General features: G+C 58.9%; 16 protein-coding genes. 9 read left to right on the top strand and 7 right to left on the bottom strand.

All coding sequences use genetic code 11. The annotated features are described in order from the left end of the window. Positions 1-75: 75 nt before the first annotated feature. Together B3I26_RS07690 and B3I26_RS07695 are read right to left on the bottom strand one after the other, a co-directional pair. Entirely contained in the window at positions 76-1,548 is a 1,473-nt protein-coding gene (locus B3I26_RS07690; protein ID WP_296256680.1) for an inorganic phosphate transporter, read from the bottom strand. Between the two features lie 230 nt (positions 1,549-1,778). Further along, on the bottom strand, positions 1,779-1,976 hold the full coding sequence (locus B3I26_RS07695) for a hypothetical protein (RefSeq protein ID WP_296256681.1): 198 nt from the start codon (positions 1,974-1,976) through the stop codon (positions 1,779-1,781). 416 nt (positions 1,977-2,392) lie between these two features. Between B3I26_RS07695 and B3I26_RS07700 the strand changes: the two genes are divergently transcribed. The 7 genes from B3I26_RS07700 to pcaD all read left to right on the top strand — a co-directional run bounded on the left by B3I26_RS07700 (position 2,393) and on the right by pcaD (position 8,958). Then, positions 2,393-2,764, top strand: a complete 372-nt coding sequence (locus tag B3I26_RS07700) for a hypothetical protein (RefSeq protein WP_296256682.1) — start codon at positions 2,393-2,395, stop codon at positions 2,762-2,764. Between the two features lie 31 nt (positions 2,765-2,795). Further along, a complete protein-coding gene (pcaR, locus tag B3I26_RS07705; protein ID WP_296256683.1) occupies positions 2,796-3,638 on the top strand; it encodes a pca regulon transcriptional regulator PcaR in 843 nt (280 codons plus the stop codon). 148 nt (positions 3,639-3,786) lie between these two features. Continuing rightward, positions 3,787-4,644: a CoA transferase subunit A gene (locus B3I26_RS07710; protein WP_296256684.1), complete on the top strand. Its 858-nt coding sequence runs from the start codon at positions 3,787-3,789 to the stop codon at positions 4,642-4,644. Beyond that, on the top strand, positions 4,644-5,423 hold the full coding sequence (locus tag B3I26_RS07715) for a CoA-transferase subunit beta (RefSeq protein ID WP_409521957.1): 780 nt from the start codon (positions 4,644-4,646) through the stop codon (positions 5,421-5,423). Before B3I26_RS07710 ends, B3I26_RS07715 begins: the two co-directional genes overlap by 1 nt. Continuing rightward, entirely contained in the window at positions 5,420-6,622 is a 1,203-nt protein-coding gene (gene pcaF, locus B3I26_RS07720) for a 3-oxoadipyl-CoA thiolase (protein ID WP_296256685.1), read from the top strand. The genes B3I26_RS07715 and pcaF overlap by 4 nt, the downstream gene beginning before the upstream one ends. A gap of 176 nt (positions 6,623-6,798) precedes the next feature. Next, positions 6,799-8,088 (top strand): MFS family transporter, encoded by a 1,290-nt coding sequence (locus tag B3I26_RS07725; RefSeq protein ID WP_296256686.1) that lies wholly within the window; start codon positions 6,799-6,801, stop codon positions 8,086-8,088. Positions 8,089-8,169: 81 nt separating this feature from the next. Continuing rightward, positions 8,170-8,958 carry a 3-oxoadipate enol-lactonase gene (gene pcaD / locus B3I26_RS07730; protein WP_296256688.1) on the top strand — a complete coding sequence of 263 codons (789 nt, stop codon included), beginning with the start codon at positions 8,170-8,172 and terminating at the stop codon, positions 8,956-8,958. Positions 8,959-9,114: 156 nt separating this feature from the next. Here pcaD and B3I26_RS07735 read toward each other — a convergent pair whose 3' ends face one another. Genes B3I26_RS07735 through B3I26_RS07745 form a run of 3 tightly spaced genes read right to left on the bottom strand, consistent with a single transcriptional unit; the run spans position 9,115 to position 14,876 of the window. Continuing rightward, positions 9,115-10,581: an AdeC/AdeK/OprM family multidrug efflux complex outer membrane factor gene (locus B3I26_RS07735; protein ID WP_296256689.1), complete on the bottom strand. Its 1,467-nt coding sequence runs from the start codon at positions 10,579-10,581 to the stop codon at positions 9,115-9,117. Then, positions 10,578-13,712, bottom strand: coding sequence for an efflux RND transporter permease subunit (locus B3I26_RS07740; protein ID WP_296256691.1), 3,135 nt, complete (start codon positions 13,710-13,712; stop codon positions 10,578-10,580). The genes B3I26_RS07735 and B3I26_RS07740 overlap by 4 nt, the downstream gene beginning before the upstream one ends. A 3-nt stretch (positions 13,713-13,715) precedes the next feature. After that, complete coding sequence (locus tag B3I26_RS07745; protein WP_296256692.1) at positions 13,716-14,876, bottom strand: efflux RND transporter periplasmic adaptor subunit; 1,161 nt, start codon at positions 14,874-14,876, stop codon at positions 13,716-13,718. A gap of 254 nt (positions 14,877-15,130) precedes the next feature. On the opposite strand from B3I26_RS07745, the gene B3I26_RS07750 reads away from it, so the two are divergent. Together B3I26_RS07750 and B3I26_RS07755 are read left to right on the top strand one after the other, a co-directional pair. Further along, entirely contained in the window at positions 15,131-15,793 is a 663-nt protein-coding gene (locus tag B3I26_RS07750; RefSeq protein ID WP_296256694.1) for a TetR family transcriptional regulator, read from the top strand. Between the two features lie 276 nt (positions 15,794-16,069). Further along, positions 16,070-16,930, top strand: a complete 861-nt coding sequence (locus B3I26_RS07755) for a cache domain-containing protein (RefSeq protein ID WP_296256696.1) — start codon at positions 16,070-16,072, stop codon at positions 16,928-16,930. Between the two features lie 98 nt (positions 16,931-17,028). On the opposite strand, the gene B3I26_RS07760 is transcribed toward B3I26_RS07755, so the two are convergent. Both B3I26_RS07760 and B3I26_RS07765 read right to left on the bottom strand, forming a co-directional pair. Next, entirely contained in the window at positions 17,029-18,537 is a 1,509-nt protein-coding gene (locus tag B3I26_RS07760; RefSeq protein ID WP_296256697.1) for an MDR family MFS transporter, read from the bottom strand. Between the two features lie 453 nt (positions 18,538-18,990). Further along, positions 18,991-19,878: a LysR substrate-binding domain-containing protein gene (locus B3I26_RS07765; RefSeq protein ID WP_296256699.1), complete on the bottom strand. Its 888-nt coding sequence runs from the start codon at positions 19,876-19,878 to the stop codon at positions 18,991-18,993. Positions 19,879-19,886 lie beyond the last annotated feature (8 nt).

Raw genomic sequence — 19,886 nt, forward strand, 5'->3', positions numbered from 1 at the left:
GCCGCCACTGGTATTTGGTATGAAAAAAAGCCCATTCAGTGAATGGGCTTTTTCAGGTCAGCGTCGCTGACGCAATCAGGCCAGTGCTTTTGACGCCAGCCAGAACAGAGCTGCCGACAGCGCGACCGTGGCTGGCAGGGTCAGCACCCAGGCCAGCAATATATTACGCACCGTGCCGCCTTGCAGGCCGCTTTTGTTCGCCACCATGGTCCCGGCCACGCCCGAAGACAGAATGTGGGTGGTTGAAACCGGCAGGCTGAACACGTTAGCCAGCGCGATGGCGCTCGCGGTGGTGATTTGTGCGGACATTCCCTGAGCGTAGGTCATGCCTTGCTTGCCGATCTTCTCGCCGATGGTCAGAACCACGCGTTTCCAGCCCACCATGGTACCGACACCCAGTGCCAGCGCCACCGCGAAGATCACCCAGAACGGAGCGTATTCAGTGGTAGTCGTCAGGTCCTTGCGTAGTTTTTCCAGATCGGACTTCTCGCGAACGTCGAGCGCCGGGAGTTTGCCGACCTTGCGCGCCGTGTCGTCCAGGCACAGCAGGTAACGGCGCACTTCAATGCGGTGTTCAGGGGCGAGGCTGCGGTAATCGGTCACACCCTTGAGGTTGTTGAGCAGGGCGTCAATGGTCGGCTCGGTCTGTTCAGGGTCGCAGCGCAAGCGCTCAGGCAGATCACCGGTGGTGGATTTGCCCAGGGCCAGGTATTCGCCCAGCGTGGCGCTGTTGCGCTGATAGAACTGGCTCAGGTGCAAGGTCGCGTCGCGGGTGCGTTCTATCTGATACGTCGTGGTGCTCAGGTCCAGGACGAATTGCGCCGGCACGATGCCGATCAGCACCAGCATGATCAGGCCAATGCCTTTCTGGCCGTCGTTGGAGCCATGCACGAAGCTGACTGCCATGGCCGAGATCACCAGCACCAGACGATTCCAGAACGGCGGGTGCTTCTTGTCTTTCAGGTTGCGGCGCTGCTCAGGGGTATTGTGCATCTTCGACAATGGGCGCCAGGTCTTCAGGGCCCACAAACCGAGTCCTGCGACAACGAAACCCATCAGCGGAGAAAACACCAGCGAGGCGCCGATATCGATCGCTTTCTGCCAGTTGACGCCTTCAGCCAGCGGAATATGGTTGATCACGGAATTGGCCAGACCCACGCCCAGGATCGAGCCGATCAGGGTGTGTGAGCTTGAGGCCGGGATCCCGAAATACCACGTTCCCAGGTTCCAGGTGATCGCGGCCGCCAGCAACGAGAACACCATGGCCAGACCGTGGCCGGTGTTGACGTTGATCAGTAATTCGACCGGCAGCAGGTGAACGATGGCGTAAGCCACCCCGACGCCACCGAGCAGCACCCCGAGGAAATTGAAAATACCCGAGAAGAACACGGCCAAATGTGGCGGCATGGCCTTGGTATAAATGACTGTCGCCACCGCATTGGCGGTGTCATGAAAGCCGTTGATGAACTCGAAGGTGAGGACAAAAGCCAGGGCGAGCAGCAAGCTCACAATCACCCAAGCATCCAGTCCGCTGAATAAATCGATCATGGAAGGTTTTCTGACCCGGTATTAAGGGGGCGGGATTATGACAGAAAAAAAACTAATCGATAGGCAAGCCGCTAATTGGTAGCAACCTGCAACGAAAATTCTGTCGAACTGCCCCGTTGACTTCCTGTCAGGAAGCAAGATGCACAGGCCTTTCACTTCAACGATAGCTTAAACCGATCAAGGCGAATCTGCTGCAGGCCGCGCTACAGACTCCGGGCCCAGAAGCTGATTCAAGGTTCCTCTTTAAGTTCGTCTTCCATTTTCTGCAGTTCTTGCTTGAACGCCTGATCGAGCAGGCTGGCGCGTTTTCGCCAAGGCTTTCGTTCCGGCTCCGGTTGAGCGGCGTAGGTCGTCACTTCGCCGCCGTATACTTCCTTGTAACGTTGTTCCTGGCGCTCTAGTTCGGCGCGCAGTTCATCTTTGGTCACGTTATTACCTAAAGGTGTCAAGTTTGGTTCTGGCGATAACGCAGTGTCTGAAAGTGTCGGGCGTCATTGACTGATCTGCTACGCAAAACGTTTGCGAGGAGTCTTCGACGAACTACTGAACACTCGTGCCACTTGCGGCTACGCGCACCAGAACGACAAAGCTGTCGTAGCAACATTCTATTTTCTGGTTGTCAGGTTGTTGGCGAATTGACCGGGCTTCTGGCCTGCCTGGCGCCGGGTGATGCACTCGGGTAGTGCAAGCGGCGTTTTGGATGGATCCCTGCTCGACCGAGCCGGGACATCACCAACGCCTTGGCGTTATAGCGCGTCAATTGCCCGGTACTATCTCCAAGAAGATGATCAGAGTCAACTGTGAAAGAGAAGCAATTGAATAAGTCAGGAGGAATACTGTTTTCTTGTACGAAGGTTCCGAAGTTTGTACGGGCAAAATTATGTCGATACTTTGTTTATCAAAGGTGCATCCGCAAGGCCAAAATTCTGGCGGCGTATTTTCTGCTCATATCGAGGGGAGCTATACCGATTACGTATCCAGATTCTTACAACAAGCAGAAGAGGGCAAAGATAAAAACGGCCTTGCGGGTAGCAAGGCCGTGCCTGGGACTTCTCAGTGGGTACCTGACCAGTATTTCCAAGAAGCCACATGGTGGCGTGTGAAAGGTATAAGTAACGAGGCGGTGGGTCAATTGCGATTATCGGCCATCGGTTCGATAATCGCCCAAAACGTCCTTGCCGATGTATTTAAAAGAGGCGAGAGTGGCGTTCCATAAGGCCCGCATGGCCACGACGAACGGTGTCACCATGAACGACCAACTGCGCAATTCATTCGCTTCCCTGGCTCCTCCCATCGTGGCCTCCCCAGCCAAGCGGATTCAGGCGCTGACTGGCGACCCGGACTTCATGACATCGCTGGCACGCGGTCTGGCAGTGATCCAGGCCTTTCAGGAGCGCAAGCGTCATCTGACCATCGCGCAAATCAGCCACCGTACCGAGATACCGCGTGCCGCTGTTCGGCGGTGTCTGCATACCTTGATCAAACTCGGTTATGCCACCACAGACGGCCGGACCTATTCATTGCTCCCCAAAGTGCTCACGCTTGGCCACGCGTATCTGTCTTCAACTCCCCTGGCGGTCTCCTCCCAGCCTTACCTGGACCGCATGAGCAATCAGTTGCACGAGGCCTGCAACATGGCCACCCTGGAAGGCGACGACATCCTTTATATCGCTCGCTCAGCCACCACTCAGCGGCTGATTTCCGTGGACCTGGCGGTGGGTGGTCGGCTGCCAGCGTATTGCACGTCGATGGGGCGGATTCTTCTCGCGGCGCTGGACGACGTTTCGTTGCAGGAATACCTGGATCACGTGGACCTGCAGCCCAAGACCAGCCGCACATTGCGCACCGTCGAAGCGCTGCATGAGTGTGTCCAGCAGGTCCGGCAGCAGGGTTGGTGCGTCGTCGATCAGGAGTTGGAGCAGGGGCTTCGCTCGATTGCCGTGCCCGTCTACGACGCATCGGGGCAGGTGTTGGCGGCGTTGAATGTCAGCACCAGCGCAGCGCGTGTGACCCGCAATGAACTTGAACAGAAATTTTTGCCCATCATGCTCGACGCCAGCCGGGATTTAAGTACGCAGCTGTTTACTTGATTTTCCCGCCTAAACTCTTCGTTCGATTATCGAACACATAGTCGATTATCGGATTGTCCCGATCCACGCTCAGGCATAACCTCGTTTTCAATTCGGCGCAGATCTACGTGCCGCTCACTGATCGAGACGTGGAACCTGGAGCACCCCAATGGCTGAAATTCTTACCCTGCACGACGCCGTGAAGCAATGGGTCAACGATGGCGACGTCGTTGCTCTTGAAGGCTTCACCCACCTGATTCCGACAGCGGCTGGTCACGAGATCATCCGACAGAGAAAGAAGGACCTCACGCTTGTGCGCATGACACCGGACCTGGTGTACGACCAACTGATCGGTGCGGGCTGTGCAAAAAAACTGATTTTCTCGTGGGGCGGTAATCCTGGTGTCGGCTCTTTGCATCGCCTGCGTGATGCCGTCGAAAAACAATGGCCCCAGCCGATTGAAATCGAAGAGCACAGCCACGCAGACTTGGCCAACGCTTATGTCGCTGGCGCTTCGGGCCTGCCATTTGCGGTGTTGCGTGCTTACGCCGGTTCCGATTTGCCCAAGGTCAATCCGTTGATCAAATCCGTTACCTGTCCATTCACCGGCGAGGTGTTAGCGGCGGTGCCTGCGGTGCGCCCGGATGTAACGGTGATCCATGCGCAGAAAGCCGACCGCAAGGGCAACGTGCTGCTATGGGGCATTCTCGGGGTGCAGAAAGAGGCAGCGCTGTCTGCCAAACGCTGCATCGTGACCGTTGAAGAAGTCGTCGACGACCTCAGTGCGCCGATGAATGCCTGCGTCCTGCCAACCTGGGCGTTGAGCGCAGTCTGTGTCGTACCGGGGGGCGCGCATCCGTCCTACGCCCATGGCTACTACGAACGTGACAACCGTTTCTATCAGGCGTGGGACCCCATCGGCCGTGATCGTGAGGCGTTTACCGCCTGGATCGATGAATACATCCACGGCACCCGTGATTTCGGTGAGTTCCAGAGCAAGCTGGCCCGCGCTTCGGAGGCAAAATAATGACGTACACCACCAGTGAAATGATGACCGTGGCCGCTGCCCGCCGCTTGAAGAACGGGTCGGTGTGCTTCGTCGGTATCGGCTTGCCGTCCAAGGCCGCGAATCTCGCTCGCCTGACCTCATCACCTGACGTCGTGCTGATCTACGAGTCCGGGCCGATCGGCGCCAAACCGGACGTTCTGCCGTTGTCCATCGGCGACGGCGAACTGGCGGAAACGGCTGACACGGTGGTGTCCACCAGCGAGATCTTTCGTTACTGGCTGCAGGGCGGCCGAGTCGATGTCGGCTTTCTCGGTGCGGCCCAGGTCGACCGCTTCGGCAATATCAACACCACCGTGGTGGGTGATTATCACCACCCCAAGGTGCGCCTGCCGGGTGCAGGAGGGGCGCCAGAGATTGCAGGGTCGGCCAAGCAAGTCCTGATCATTCTGAAACAGTCTTCCCGCGCCTTCGTCAATAAGCTGGATTTCGTCACCTCGGTCGGACACGGCGAAGGTGGAGATTCGCGCAAACGCTTGGGCCTGCCCGGGGCCGGCCCCGTGGGCATCATCACCGACCTGTGCATCATGGAGCCGGAGGCGGGCACTCACGAATTCATCGTGACCGCACTGCACCCAGGCGTCACCCGTGAACATGTGATCGCCGCCACCGGCTGGGCGCTGCGCTTTGCCGATAACGTGGTCGTATCAGAGAAGCCCAGCGACTACGAACTGTCTGCCTTGCGTGATCTGGAAGCGCGTACCGCTGCCGCTCACGGTCAGGCGCCGGGAGAAGCATGATGCGTGACGTATTTATCTGCGACGCGATCCGCACCCCTATTGGTCGTTTCGGCGGCGCGCTGGCGACGGTTCGCGCCGATGATCTGGCGGCACTGCCGATCAAGGCGCTTATGGCGCGCAACCCGTCGGTGAGCTGGCAGGAGGTCGACGAGGTGTTCCTCGGTTGCGCCAACCAGGCCGGGGAAGACAATCGTAATGTGGCGCGCATGGCTGCATTGTTGGCCGGGTTGCCGGAAACCGTGCCGGGGGTGACGTTGAATCGCCTTTGCGCATCAGGGCTTGATGCCGTGGGCACCGCCTTCAGGGCCATTGCTTCGGGTGAGATGGAGTTGGCGATTGCCGGCGGCGTTGAGTCCATGTCCCGCGCGCCCTTCGTCATGGGCAAGGCTGACACGGCGTTCGGGCGCGGTCAGAGGCTTGAAGACACCACGCTGGGCTGGCGCTTCGTCAATCCGCAAATGGAAGACCGGTACGGCGTGGAAACCATGCCGCAAACCGGCGACAACGTCGCTGAAGACTTCAAGGTCTCCCGCGCGGATCAAGACGCCTTCGCCCTGCGCAGTCAGCAGCGCACTGCCGCGGCCCAGGCCAGCGGCTTTTTTGCGCAAGAAATCGTGCCGGTGCGCATCGCTCACAGCAAGGGGGACATCATCGTCGATAAGGACGAGCATCCTCGCGCCGACACGACTCTTGAAGCGCTGAGTAAACTCAAGCCTGTAAATGGCCCTGGCAAAACGGTCACAGCTGGCAATGCGGCGGGTCTGAACGACGGTGCCGTGGCATTGATTCTGGCCTCGGCCGAAGCGGTCGCCCGGCATGGACTGACCCCTCGGGCGCGAGTTCTGGGCATGGCCAGTGCCGGTGTTGAGCCGCGTGTGATGGGCATCGGCCCCGTGCCGGCCGTGCGCAAACTGGTCAAGCGTCTAGGCATGGCGGTATCGGACTTCGATGTCATCGAGCTCAACGAAGCCTTCGCCAGCCAAGGTCTTGCCGTCATGCGCGAGCTGGGTATTGCCGATGACTCACCCAAGGTCAACCCGAACGGCGGCGCTATTTCCCTTGGCCACCCGTTGGGCATGAGTGGGGCGCGGTTGGTGCTGACCGCCCTGCATCACCTGGAAAAAACCGGCGGTAGCAAAGGGTTGGTAAGCATGTGCGTCGGGGTAGGGCAGGGCCTTGCCCTGGCAATGGAACGGTAGACGACATACGCCTGAACCAACCCCCCCGAGTCATCGCTTGCCTTTACACAACGGGCAACTGACGGCTTGGGTGGTTGTGCTTGCGATGGCTCAGTGTTACTGCTTGGTAACTGTTTCAGGTTATGTCGTAGACTTCACCCTTGGTGGCTGGTCTTTATAAAAAATGGGGAAAAATAATGACAACGACTCACTACACCGGAGAAGAAAGAAGCAAGCGGATCTTTGCGATTGTGGGTGCCTCTTCCGGCAACCTCGTGGAATGGTTCGACTTCTACGTCTATGCCTTCTGCGCGATCTACTTCGCACCGGCTTTCTTCCCATCCGATGACCCTACCGTGCAACTGCTCAACACCGCCGGCGTATTCGCTGCGGGCTTTCTCATGCGCCCGATCGGGGGCTGGCTGTTTGGCCGGGTGGCTGACAAGCACGGTCGCAAAAATTCGATGATGATCTCGGTGCTGATGATGTGCGGCGGCTCGCTGGTCATTGCCTGCTTGCCGACTTATGCGGCCATTGGGGCCTGGGCGCCATTCCTGTTGTTGATCGCGCGTCTTTTCCAGGGCCTGTCGGTGGGCGGCGAATACGGCACCACGGCCACTTACATGAGCGAAGTCGCGTTGCGGGGGCAACGTGGTTTCTTTGCGTCCTTTCAGTACGTAACACTGATCGGTGGTCAATTGCTGGCGGTGCTGACCGTGGTCATCCTGCAGCAATTCCTAAATGCCGATGAGCTGAAAGCCTACGGTTGGCGCATCCCGTTCGTGGTGGGCGCCATCGCCGCGGTGATCTCGCTGCTACTGCGTCGCTCGCTCAAGGAAACCACCACTGCCGAGGTCCGTCAGGACAAGGACGCCGGCAGCATGGCCGCGTTGTTTCGTGACCACAAAGGCGCGTTCATCACCGTGCTGGGCTACACCGCCGGTGGCTCGCTGATTTTCTACACCTTCACCACGTACATGCAGAAATACCTGGTGAACACCGTGCACATGGACGCCAAGGTCGCCAGCTACATCATGACCGGGGCACTGTTCCTTTATATGTGCATGCAGCCCATTTTCGGCATGCTGGCAGACAAGATCGGACGCCGCGCCTTGATGCTGTGGTTCGGTGCCCTGGGGACCCTCTGCACCGTGCCATTGCTGATGACCCTTAAAACCACGACCAGCCCGGTCGTTGCCTTTATTCTCATCACCCTGGCGCTGGCAATCGTCAGCTTCTACACCTCGATCAGTGGTTTGGTGAAGGCCGAGATGTTTCCGGTGCATGTCCGTGCACTGGGCGTGGGGCTGGCATATGCCGTGGCCAACGCCATCTTCGGCGGCTCGGCAGAATTCGTCGCCCTGAGTTTCAAGAACATGGGCTCGGAGAACATCTTCTACTGGTACGTGACGGGTATGATGGCCATCGCCTTTCTCTTCAGCCTGCGCCTGCCGAAGAAGCCGGAATACCTGCACGAAGATCATTGATCTGCGCGCGCGCCAGTACCTGGCGCGCATCCTCCATGTTCTTCGATGACCTTCCCGCACATGCTCGATAAAGGAGCTGCCATGCCATTCGTACAACTTGAAGACGGTGAACTGCATTACGAGATCGAGGGCTCTGAAGATAACAAGGTCCTCGTTCTGTCCAATTCCCTGGGTACTGATCTGCATATGTGGGACCCGCAGATCGCTTTGTTGAGCAACTCGTTCCGTGTCGTGCGTTACGACACCCGTGGTCACGGCAAGTCGCTGGTCACTCAGGGCCCTTACACGATTGAGCGGTTGGGGCGTGATGTGTTGGCGTTGCTCGATGCATTAAAGGTTGAGCGGGCGCATTTCTGCGGGCTGTCGATGGGCGGCCTGATCGGCCAGTGGCTGGGCATTCACGCCAGCGAGCGTTTGCATAAGCTGGTGTTGTGCAATACCGCAGCGAAGATTGGCGACGCTGAGATGTGGGGACCGCGGATCGAAGCGGTGGAGCGGGGCGGTGAGCAGGCCATGCGCGAGTTGCAGGCTGGCGCCGTAGGGCGTTGGTTTACGCCAGAGTTTGCTCGGGATCATGCCGATAAGGTCAAGGCGGTTACCGATGTATTGGCCGCGACTTCACCGGTGGGCTATACGGCGTGCTGCGCTGCCGTGCGTGACGCGGATTTCAGCAAGCAGGTGAGTTCGATTGCGGTGAATACCTTGATCATCTGTGGCAGCCGCGACTTGGTTACGACCGTTGAGGATGCCCACTATCTGCAGAATCATATTCATGGTCCGGAGCTTTCTGAGTATTACGCCGCGCATTTGTCCGCCGTTGAATTGGGTGAAACGTTTGCCCTGCGGGTCAGGGAGTTCTTGTTAAGCTGAGATGCTGGATTGCTGAGCGTGGTGGCGTTGAAATGGGGTAACGATCGGTTATGTCGGATGGCGTGGAAGCGCCAACGCAAACAACGGGTAGACAAGTGCCTCAACTGACGCCCCAAAAAAAACCCACCGTATGGTGGGTTTTTTTGCAACGCTAAATCAGAACATCCGCATCGGCGGCACATCCCCTGAAGTCGGCGTTTTCTGACCCTGAGGAGTTTGCTCGTACCAGCCGCCACCCAGCGCCCGATACAGATTCACCTCACTGCTCAACTGCGAAAGACGGTCGTTAATCAACGACTGCTGTGCGCTGAACAACTGACGCTGCGCGTCGAGGAAGGTCAGGTTGCTGTCGATACCGATACGATAGCGACGCTCGGCCAGGCGGTAGTAATCCTGGTTGGCGTTAACGAAATCGTTCTGTGCCTTGAGCTGATCGGTGAAGGTCTTGCGTGAAGCCAGACCGTCGGAGACTTCCTGGAAGCCCGTCTGAATCGCCTTCTCGTAGTTGGCGACGCCGATGTCCTTCTGGATTTTCGAATAGTCCAGGCTCGCACGCAGACTGCCGGCGTTGAAGATTGGCAAGCTGATTTGCGGCTCGAACAACCAGGTGCCTGAACCGCCCTTGAACAGGCCGCTCAAGTCACCACTGGCCGTGCCGGCACTGGCGGTCAGCCTGATGCTCGGGAAGAATGCCGCGCGCGCGGCACCAATGTTGGCATTGGCTGCCTTCAGATTGTGCTCGGCCTGGAGGATATCCGGACGACGTTGCAGCAGCTCGGACGGCAGACCGGCAGGCATCTCGTTGAGCAGGTCAGCGCTCAACGGTTGCGAGGCCGGCAGATTGGCTGGCAGCCCGGTGCCCAACAGCAGGACCAGGTTGTTTTCATCCTGCGCGACCAGACGCTGGTATTGCGCCAGCTTGACGCGGGCGCTTTCTACCGACGTGCGTGACTGCGCCAGATCCAGCGCCGAGGCGACACCGACTTCGTTACTGCGTGAGGTCAGGCGCAAGCTTTCCTCGAAAGCACCGAGGGTGTCCTGAGTCAGCTTGAGCAGCTCCTTGTCCGCCTCCCACGTCAAATAAGCGTTGGCGACGTTGGCCACCAGGCTGATCTGCGTGCTGCGACGGGCCTCTTCGCCGGCGAAGTAGGTTTCCAGCGCTTGCTCGCTCAGGCTGCGCACGCGGCCGAACAGGTCCAGCTCATAGGCGCTGACACCCAGACCCACCGAGTACTGGCTGGTGATGTTTGCCTGACCGGTCTGCGACAGGTCGCCCGGCACCCGTTGACGGGTACCGGTAGCATCGGCAGCAACGGCCGGGAACAGGTCTGCCCGCTGAATACGGTACTGGGCCCGGTACGCATCGATGTTCAGCGCCGCGACCCGCAGGTCGCGGTTATTGCTCAGCGACGTCTGGATCAACTGCTGCAGCGCCGGGTCACGGAAGAACTGACGCCAGCCTTGTTCGACGGCAGCCTGGTTCGGCGCATCGGCCGGCGAATACGCCGGCCCTTGCGGATACTGGGCCGCTACCGGTGCGGCGGGCTGCTTGTAATCAGGGATCAACGAGCAGCCGCTAAGGACGAACGCGGTAACTGCCAGAGAGATCAGGGACTTGCTCATTGGCCAGCCTCATCGTGTGGGATGTGTTTCTGTTTGCTCTTGAACAGCGCGGATATCGAAACGAAGAACAGCGGTACCCAGAAGATTGCCAGGATCACCGCAGTGATCATACCGCCGATCACGCCGGTACCGATCGAATGCTGACTACCTGCACCGGCGCCCGACGAGATGGCCAACGGGACCACACCGAGGATGAACGCCATGGAAGTCATCACGATCGGACGAAGACGCATGCGGCACGCCTCGATCGTCGCCTCGACCAAACCCTTGCCTTGTTCGTGCAGCTCCTTGGCAAACTCGACGATCAGAATGGCGTTTTTCGCCGCCAGGCCCACCGTCACCAAGAGGCCCACCTGGAAGAACACGTCGTTGGACAGACCGCGCAGACTCGTCGCCATCAACGCGCCGATCACACCCAACGGGATGACCAGCAAGACTGCGATTGGAATGGACCAGCTCTCATACAGCGCGGCGAGGCAAAGGAATACTACCAACACCGACAATGCATACAGTGCCGGTGCCTGCGAGCCGGACAAGCGTTCCTCGTACGACAGGCCGGTCCAGGAAATACCGATGCCCGCTGGCAGTTTCTTGGCCAGTTGCTCGATCTCGGCCATGGCCTGACCGGTACTGTAGCCCGGCGCTGGCGTACCCAATACTTCTTCGGCCGGCACACCGTTGTAACGCGAAAGCTTCGGCGAGCCGAACACCCATTCTCCACTGGCGAAGGATGCAAATGGCACCATCTCGCCTGCGGTGTTACGCACGTACCACTTCTTCAGGTCTTCCGGTTGCATCCGCGCATTGGCTTCGCCCTGCACGTAAACCTTCTTGACCCGGCCGCGATCGATGAAGTCGTTGACGTAATTGCCGCCCATCGCGATGGACAGGGTGGTGTTGATGTCCGACAGGCTGACGCCCAATGCTTGCGCACGTTCATCGTCGATGACCAGTTGGTACTGCGGTTCATCGCTCAGGCCGTTAGGGCGCACGCCCGCCAGGATTTTGCTTTGTGCCGCCATGCCAAGCAGCTGGTTACGGGCTTCCATCAGTTTGGCGTGACCCACGCCGCCCTGATCCTGCAGGTAGACGTCGAAGCCGGTGGCGTTACCCAGTTCCAGTACCGCTGGCGGCACGACCGCGAAGGTCATCGCGTCGCGGAAGCCAAAGAAATGCTTCTGGGCGCGACTGGCCAGTCCGAACACGCTATTGGACGAATCGCGATCCTCCCACGGCTTGAGCATGATGAACGCAAGACCGGAACTCTGCCCGCGGCCAGCGAAGTTGAAGCCGTTGACGGTAAATACCGAGTTCACTGCGCTGGATTCCTCCTCCAGCAGGTATTTACGCATGTTGTCGATCACAGTCTGCGTACGTTCGGCCGAGGAGCCGGGAGGGGTTTGAACCTGCGCGAAGATCACGCCCTGGTCTTCTTCAGGCAGGAACGCACTCGGAATCCGGGTGAACATCCAGATCGTGCCGCAGATGATCAGCAGGTAGACCAGATAGGCCGGGATCTTGTGCTTGATCATGTTGCCGACTCCGCGCTCGTAGCTGACTACGCTACGGTCGAAGGTGCGGTTGAACCAGCCAAAGAATCCGCGTTTAGGCTGCCCGTGCTTCTCATCGTCAATAGGCTTGAGCAGGGTAGAGCACAGTGCAGGAGTAAAGATCAGGGCGACCAGTACCGAAAGCGCCATGGCCGAAACGATGGTGATGGAGAACTGCCGGTAGATCACCCCGGTAGAACCGCCGAAGAAGGCCATCGGCAAGAGAACCGCCGACAGCACCAAGGCGATGCCGACCAGCGCTCCCTGGATCTGCTCCATGGACTTGATCGTAGCTTCCCGAGGCGAGAGTTTCTCCTCGGCCATCACCCGCTCGACGTTTTCCACCACTACGATGGCATCGTCCACCAGCAGGCCGATGGCCAGAATCATGCCGAACATGGTCAGCGTGTTGATGGTGAAGCCGGCTGCGGCGAGGATGCCGAACGTGCCCAGCAATACAACCGGTACCGTCATCGTGGTGATGATGGTGGCGCGGAAGTTCTGCAGGAACAGGTACATGACCAGGAACACCAGCACAATCGCTTCGCCCAGGGTATGAACAACACCTGAGATCGACTCTTGAACCACTGGTGTGGTGTCGTACGGGAACACCACTTTCATGCCAGGCGGAAAGAAGGGTTCCAACTGCGAGATGGTGGCGCGGATCGCTTTGGCCGTGTCCAGGGCGTTGGCGCCGGTGGCCAGTTTGATCGCCAGGCCCGAAGCAGGCTTGCCGTTGAACTGGGCGTCAATGCTGTAGTTCTCACCGCCCAGACCGACCTCTGCAACATCCTTGAGCCGGACCTGCGAGCCGTCCTGGTTGACCTTCAGCAAAATATTGCCGAACTGCTCGGCGGTCTGCAGACGGGTCTTGCCGATGATGGTGGCGTTCAACTGCTGGCCCTTGAGCGCGGGCAGGCCGCCGATCTGGCCGGACGAGACTTGAACGTTCTGCGCGGTGATCGCAGATTTGACGTCGACTGGCGTCAGCTGGAAGTTGTTCAGCTTGGCCGGGTCCAGCCAGATACGCATCGCGTACTGAGCACCGAACACCTGAAAGTCACCTACACCTGCCGTACGCGAGATCGGATCCTGCATGTTCGACACGATGTAGTTAGACAAGTCTTCCTTGCCCATGCTGCCATCTTCGGACACCAGGCCGACCACCATCAGGAAGTTCTTCACCGCCTTGGTTACCCGAATACCCTGTTGCTGCACTTCTTGCGGCAGCAGCGGGGTCGCCAGGTTCAGCTTGTTCTGGACCTGAACCTGTGCGATGTCCGGGTTGGTACCCTGGTTGAATGTCGCGGTGATGGTCATGCTGCCGTCGGAGTTACTCTCAGAGGCGACATAACGCAGGTTATCGATACCGTTGAGTTGCTGCTCGATCACCTGAACCACGGTGTCCTGCACGGTCTGCGCGTTCGCACCTGGGTAGGTGACCTGAATCGCGATGGCCGGTGGCGCGATCGCCGGGTATTGGTTGATCGGCAGTTTGAGGATCGAGAGCGTCCCCACCAGCATGATCACGAGGGCGATTACCCACGCGAAAATAGGCCGGTCGATAAAAAATTTCGACATGAATTACTCCCCTTTGCTGCCTGCGGCTTCATCAGTTGCCGGGGCAGGGGCCGGGTTAGCTGCCTTGACGTTGGTCGCTTCGGTGACTTTCACCTCTGCACCTGGTTTCACATACTGCAGGCCTTCGGTGATCACGCGATCGCCAGCACTGAGGCCTTTCTCGACCAGCCAGTCGCTGCCGATAGTGCGATTGGCCACCAGCGTACGGGTCTCGACCTTGTTGTCCTTGTTCACCACGAGCGCGCTAGGGATACCTTTCAGGTCGCGGGTAACACCCTGTTGTGGCACCAGGATCGCATTGGCGGCAACGCCGGTCTGTAGGCGAGCGTGGACGAACATGCCCGGCAGCAGCGTGTGATCAGGGTTCTGGAACACTGCGCGCAGGGTCACCGAGCCTGTGGTCTGATCGACCGACACTTCGGAGAACTCCAGCTTGCCGTCATTCCCGTAGACACTGCCGTCTTCAAGCACCAACTGAACCTTGGCAGCATTCTCGCCGGCCTTCTGCAACTGGCCGCTTTCCAGTTCGCGACGCAACTTAAGCAGGTCTGACGACGACTGGGTCACGTCAACGTAGATTGGGTCGAGTTGCTGGATCGTCGCCATCGCATCGGCCTGGGCGCTGCTGACCAGTGCGCCTTCCGTGACCGAAGAGCGGCCAATACGACCGGAAATCGGTGCATACACCTTGGTGTAGCGCAGGTTGATTTCGGCAGTCTGCACCGCGGCCTGTGCCTCACGGGCGCTGCCCACTGCGGTGTCGTATTCCTGACGGCTGACCGCCTGTTCGTTGATCAGTTGCTTATAGCGCCCTGCCAGCGAGTTGGACGACTGGAAGGTCGCCTTGGCGCTGTCCAGGGTGGCTTGATACAGCGACGGGTCGATCTGATACAGCTGCTGACCAGCTTTGACGTCGGCACCTTCGGTGAACAGACGCTTGAGAATGATGCCGTTGACTTGTGGACGCACTTCGGCGATGCGGAATGCAGTGGTTCGGCCCGGAAGTTCGGAGGTCAAGGTATAGGCCTGGGTTTTCAGAGTAACGACGCCGACCTGAGGGGGCGGTGGTGCAGCGGCCGCTTCTTCCTTTTTACTGCATCCGCTGAGCAGCGATGCCAGGGCGACGGCAGTGACCAGTACGGTAACAGCTGGCTTGAATTGCATGAAGATCCTCGGGTCAGGAGCTGAGCTCATGAGAAGTTGTAAAAGGGCTTAAACGGTTTCCGGCTGGATAAGTAGCAAGCTAATGAATATACTTACGTTCACGGTTGTTTGTAAACACCCACGGCTGCGACACGCGAACGCACCGAGGGCATCGATTGCAGGTCCGGGACAAGGCAATACAAAGGCCGCCCGGCATGCTGTTCAGGGCCAGTCGACTGGCAAGCCTGACGCATTTTCATTGAGGTTTTACTGCCATGGTTCGTCGCACCAAAGAAGAAGCTCAGGAAACACGCAGGCAGATTCTCGAAGCCGCCGAGCAAGCATTCTACGATCGCGGCGTATCGCGCACGACGCTGGCGGACATCGCGGCGCTGGCAGGAGTGACACGCGGAGCCATTTATTGGCACTTCTGCAATAAGGCCGATCTGGTGCAGGCGATGCTCGACAGCCTGCACGAGCCGCTGGAAGAAATGGCTCGCGCCAGTGAAAGCGCCGAGGAAACAGACCCTTTGGGATGGATCCGAAAGCTTCTGATCCATTTGTTTCAGCGAGTTGCCACGGACCCGAAAACCCGCCGCATCAATGAAATTCTTTTCCATAAATTCGAATTCACCGATGAAATGTGTGACATGCGCCGTCAGCGTCAATTCGTCTGGCTCGATGCCAATGAACGCATAGCTCTGGGCCTGAGCAACGCGGTGCGCCAAGGACAACTACCCGCCGATCTCAACCCACGGCGGGGCGCCGTGTGTCTACATGCTTATGTGCATGGCATTCTTGGTCAGTGGCTGCTGGTGCCGGAGAGCTTTCAGCTGTCCAGTGACGCCGGGCGCCTGGTTGATACCGTTCTGGACATGCTGCGCTACAGCCCCGCTTTGCGCGATCCAGCCCCCACGCTGACCGCCGATTGCCATTGATCGTCGGACAATGCCGTATCCAACGTAGGCTATATCTGTTTGCGCTTTAAGCGCGCCACTATAACCGTGCGGCGCTTGGCCTGCATCTATACATTTGTTATTACCGCTTGAACAGGTGGTTTACTTAGCCTTTACTCAAATCCTTTTGCGTTTTCAGGAACGCGGCAGGCTGATGCCCATCCTTCCGTCCATATCTCCCATTTGGCGCCCGAAAACTTCCCCTTTGCTATCTCCCGACTAAGCTTGCTCGCAAACCAACAAGAAGAGGTATGTACGATGCCGGTCGTTTCGAAGTGTGGAACGTGGAAACACCTGCTGTTCGCGGTCCTTGCCTGCGTCTGTGCAGGTCAGGTACTGGGCGCTGACGAGGCTCAAGAAGCAGCAGCTGCCAAAGGTCTCCTGGAAAAGGCCGTCGACCATTACCGGCAAGTGGGCGACAAGGCGCTGGCTGAATTCAGCCGTCAGGGTGAGTTCGTCGATGGCGAGCGCTATGTCTTTGTCACCGACACCCATGGGGTGATGCTCGCCAGTGGCGGACCATCGGCAGCGCTGATAGGGCGCGATATCTCTGCGGTACTTGATCCGACTCTGCAGCAAGCCTTCAAGAGCGCATTGCAGACCCCGGAAACCGCCGGTATTCAACAGGCCGAATACCGCTGGCAGAACTGGCAAGATGGCAAAATCGAGCGCAAGCGCGTGTATTTCCAGCGCGTGGGCGATCGCATCCTCGCCGTGGGCTACTATCTGCCACGAGCAACGCCTGACCAGGCAAGGGCTTTACTGGACAAGGCGGCGAATGCGCTGCAGCAGGACGAGCAGGGCACTCTCGAGGCGATCAACAACCTCAAAGGCGGATTCCTGCAGGATGATCTGTATGTATTCGTCGTCGATATCGGCAGTCAACGCTACGTCGCTCATGGCACTAACCTGCGCATGGTTGACACCGATTTCAGCAAGGTCAAGGACCCCGAAGGCAAACCGGTGGGAATCCCGATGCTGGAGATGGTCAAAAAGCAGCCGCAAGGCGAATATGAATACCGCTGGCGCAACCCGGTGACCGGCAAGGTTGAGCACAAGCACGCGTACATGCGCAAAGTCGGGCATTTTCTAGTGGCAGTGGGGTATTACAGCGGCTGACGCCTTGCCGCCTCGCTGATGTAGACCGGCTTGACCGCGGGGGCGGTCGATGTTTCGTCCCCACCCGCAAGCCGAACGGCTGGAAAGGGTGAGGCCGGTCACCGATCCTTGTCATCGCGCCCACGCAGCAGATGGTTGGGCATCGCCAGCGCCGCAACCAGACCAACCAGCGAAACGGCGGCGCTGGTCATCAATAAGTGCTCGAAGGTTATCGACAACTGGCCACGCAGCAACTCCAGCGCCGGGCCGCTCACCGCGTGCAGGCTGTCCATTAGCAGGTTTCCGGAGCTGCTGCCGGCACTCACCGGGTTGCTATCGGACTGGCCAACTCCTGAACCGGCGAGCATGGCTAGCAGCAGGGCCGACATGCTGGCTACGCCTACCGCTCCGCCGAGCGAGCGGAACAGGTTGGTGGTGCTGGTCGCCACGCCCATGTCTTTCATCTGGACCGAGTTCTGCGTGCCCACCAGTGAAGTCGGGAATTGCAGGCCGCTGGCGATGCCCGTGAGCACCATAAACAGTCCGGTAAGGACCAACGACTGTGGTGGGGTTAAGGCAAGCCCGAGAATGGCCAGTGGCATCAACAGTGCGCCGGCCAGGATGATCGGTTTGTAGCGACCTGTGAGGGAGGTGCGTCGGCCGCCGAAGTACGCGCCTATGGGCATGCCGATCGCTAAAGGCATTAGATGCAGCGCCGCGCTGTCTGCGCCGCCGCCGGTCACGGTCTGGAAGCGCAGTGGCAGCAGCACGATCAGTGAGATCGCCTGAAAGCTGGTGAAGAAAATCGTGCACCAGCACAACACCGCGCTGCGGTTGGCGAACAGGTGCATGGGCAGCAGCGGTTCGCGAGCGCGGCGCTCGTAAAGCACGAAAATCACCAGCGATAGCAACGCCACGCCCAATTGAGCCAGCACGTGTCCGTCCCGCCAGCTGTGGCCCTGACCGACTTCGGTAACGCCCAGCAACAAAGCGGTGAGGCCAACGATCATCAGCAGTGTGCCCAGGTAATCGATGATCGGTTTGCGCTGCGGCACCGGCAGGCCGATCAGCGTTTGGCGGGCGACCCACCAGGCCACCAGGCCCAAGGGCAGGTTGATGATGAAGACCCAGCGCCACGACAGGTACTCGGTCATGAAGCCGCCGAGGACCGGCCCGGCCACGCTGGCGGCTGCATACATGCCGCTGAAATAACCCTGGTAGCGCCCGCGTTCACGCGGGGGCACGATATCGCCGATGATTGCCTGACTGACCGACACCATACCGCCAGCCCCGATGCCCTGAAGCAGTCGCGCCAGCACCAGTTGCTCCATGCTTTGTGCCATGGCGCAGAACAACGAGGCCAAGGTGAACAAGCCCAGTCCGAACAGCATCAGGCGTCGGCGGCCATAGAGATCGCCCAGCTTGCCGTAGATCGGGACGGCGACGGTCAAGGCCACCATGTAAGCAGAAATGATCCATGCCAGCAGGTCGAAATCCTGGAACTGGGCGGAGATAGCAGGCATCGAGACCGCGACGATGGTCTGGTCCAGGGCACTTAGGAACACGGCCATCATCAGCGCAAAAAGAATGCTGCGGATGTCCGGGCGGGGCTGATTAAGGCTGGTCACGAACAAGGACTCGAACTGACAGAATGATCCGACCAGCCGTTGCTGGGGATAAGGTGTGCAGTCTATTCCGTTAGCACGCTAACCGATAGCAAGCTTAATCGATTCACTCCGACCCATTAACAGTCATCGTAACGCGCTGAAACTGGCGCCCGTCGGCAAGCAATGGCCGAAGGTGCAGACCACCGCCATTTGCGGAGACTGGCGAAGTTCTTCGATTCTGTAAGCGCCCATTGCGTAAATGCTAAGAACAGCGAGGACAGCGACTGCATAAACGCATTGTCTTTTTATTGTGGTTTTCATGACACGTACCTCGATCCGGGTAAGAAATGCTTTTTCTGACGGACAGAGTGAGTGTAGGTCGGTATTCCGGTAGCGCCCTATCAATCGAGATTGAATGTTTTTATCGATAAGCGGGATGTGGCGACAATTCACCGATGGTCGAGTCGGCAGCAGCTACAGGTTGCGCGTGGCCGCCTGTGCCAGCAGCCAATCGAGCAGTTCGCGCACCTGTGGCGTCGATGTCGCACGATCTGGATAGACGAAGTAATACGCGGCGCCTGTCTTCACCCTAAGATCGAAGGGCGTAATCAGACGCCCGGCGCTCAGGTCCTCGCCGATCAGCGACCAGTCGCCCATAGCCATGCCAGAGCCTTGGGAGGCAACGGTCATCGCCAGATCCATGGTGTCGAAGTGCTGTCCCTTGCCCATGTTACTCAGCCGCGTGCCGGCCGCTCTGAGCCAGTGAGCCCAATCCTGCTCATCCAGGGTGGGGTGCAGCAGCATGTGCTGCTCCAGATCGCTCGGCCGCTCCAGTGTCTGCGAGCCGCCCAGCAGCGAGGGTGCGCACACGGGTGTCAGCTGTTCATCGAACAGGCGATGAACTTCATGAGAGCCTTCGGGGTGGCCTCCGTAGACGACTGCGGCGTCGAATCGCTCGCGACGAAAATCCACCTCGTGAGCGATGGTGGTGGTCAATTCCACGGGGACGTCGGGGCGTTCTTTCTGCCATTGCAGCAGACGCGGCAGCAGCCAGCGCGTGATACAGGTCGGAGCCTTGAGCTGCAAGGTCTGTTGCCCGGTTTCAAGCTGCTCCACCGCTTCCTCGATCAAGCCAAAGACCTGCTCGATACGCGGAAAGAGTTCGCGCCCTTGAGGCGTCAGGCTCAACCCCCGGGCCTCTCGGTAGAACAGGCGGTGACCCAGATGGCTTTCCAGCCCTGAAATCTGTCGGCTGACCGCGCCTTGGGTAATGTGAAGCGTCTGCGCCGCCCGTGTGAAGTTGCAGCAGCGCGCCGTGATCAGGAAAGTGTGCAGCGCCGACAGAGGGGGCAGACGTTTCATAAAGGGTC

This window comes from Pseudomonas sp. UBA5706 (assembly GCF_002419965.1).
GTDB lineage: Bacteria > Pseudomonadota > Gammaproteobacteria > Pseudomonadales > Pseudomonadaceae > Aquipseudomonas.